The 1373-nt window shown below is 52.2% G+C and carries 2 protein-coding genes; both read left to right on the plus strand.

Annotated features, from left to right (window positions below; all coding sequences use genetic code 11):
* A partial coding sequence (locus CW742_RS13220) for a (Fe-S)-binding protein (protein WP_292421142.1) occupies positions 1–814 on the plus strand: 814 nt, incomplete at its 5' end.
* Position 815: 1 nt separating this feature from the next.
* On the plus strand, positions 816–1373 hold a 558-nt coding region (locus CW742_RS13225), incomplete at its 3' end, for a hypothetical protein (RefSeq protein WP_292421143.1).

Here is a 1373-nt window from a genome sequence, read left to right on the forward strand (position 1 = left end):
CGGAAAAGAAAAAGCACAGTATCTCTTTTTCCCGGGTTGTGCACTCTCCGCATATTCCCCGGACCTCGTCCTGCAAACCTATGAGCATATCCGCAAAAGCCTGCCGGAGACCGGTATTATGCTCGGTTGCTGCGGTGGACCGGTATACCTGCTTGGCGATACAGGTACTGCTACGAAAATCGAGGATGGGATCGCTGAGGACTTCCGGCGGCTGGGCGCCACTGGGATCATTACTGCCTGCCCGTACTGCTATCAACTCCTTAAAATGAACCGGCCAGAACTGAACCCCATCTCGCTCTATACGATTCTTGAAGAGATAGGAGTTCCCGCACAGAAGTCTGCTCATCATGCGCCCTACACGATTCACGATCCCTGCTCGACCAGGAACGAGCGTGGGATCCAGGAAAGTGCCCGTGTACTCCTCCGGCAGAGCGGACACGAATTTATCGAGACCGGGCATAGTGGCAGGACCACGCACTGTTGCGGCATGGGTGGAATGGTCTATGCCGCAAACGCCGAAGTTGGTGCTGCGAAGACCAGGCGGACGATCAAGGAAGCGAAAGGGGAGATCGTCACCTATTGCGCCACATGCCGTGAGACAATTGCCGGCCAGAAAGGGCAGATCGTTCATTTGCTTGACCTGATCTTCAATCCTGCATGGAAGGCAGCCGGTCAGGTACCCCCAAAAGACCCACAGATCGCGAAAGAAAATCTCCGGTCGCTCAAAAAGAAACTTGTTGTGCTGTCAACAAAAAAGCAGTTCAAAAGACAACTCCGGCAAAGAAAAAGCCGGGAAAAATTCGAGGTAACCTGACATGACACTCAACCAGCAACCCCTTCGCGGGATCATCCCGATTATCTTTGTACTTATAGCATCTGTCCTCTTCATCCTTATGGGAAAAATTTTCTTCGGCCTGGATGCTGCCATGTTGAGCGTGTATGCCCTCTTCTTTGTATGGACTGCTTTCCTGATCTCGATGTGCGACCGCTGGCCGGTTCAGAAACTGCGGCAGCCGGTTGCAGGTTTCATTTTTCTTGCAGTAGCGCTGATTATCGGTATCCTGCACCCGGTCATTATGCAGGTTCTCGGTTTTTCACCTGACCTCTACTGGCCACTCATCTCGAACCTTTTTCTCGGTATTGGCATTCTGATCGCATTTGGCAACAAACTCGTCGATGGATTCACCCAGCCAACGGCAATTGCATTAAACGCACTCTTCTGTTATGTGCTGGCTATCCTGCTCATCCAGGTCTTCGGCATGGTTCCTGCGATCTGGTTCGCAATCTTTGTGTTCGTGGTCTTCTGGCTGGAGTTCTGTCCGGTTTCGCAGGTCGCTCAGCCAGCAAAAGGTGTCCACACATTTGTCCTCATC

The organism is Methanoregula sp. (assembly GCF_002835825.1).
Taxonomy (GTDB): domain Archaea; phylum Halobacteriota; class Methanomicrobia; order Methanomicrobiales; family Methanospirillaceae; genus Methanoregula.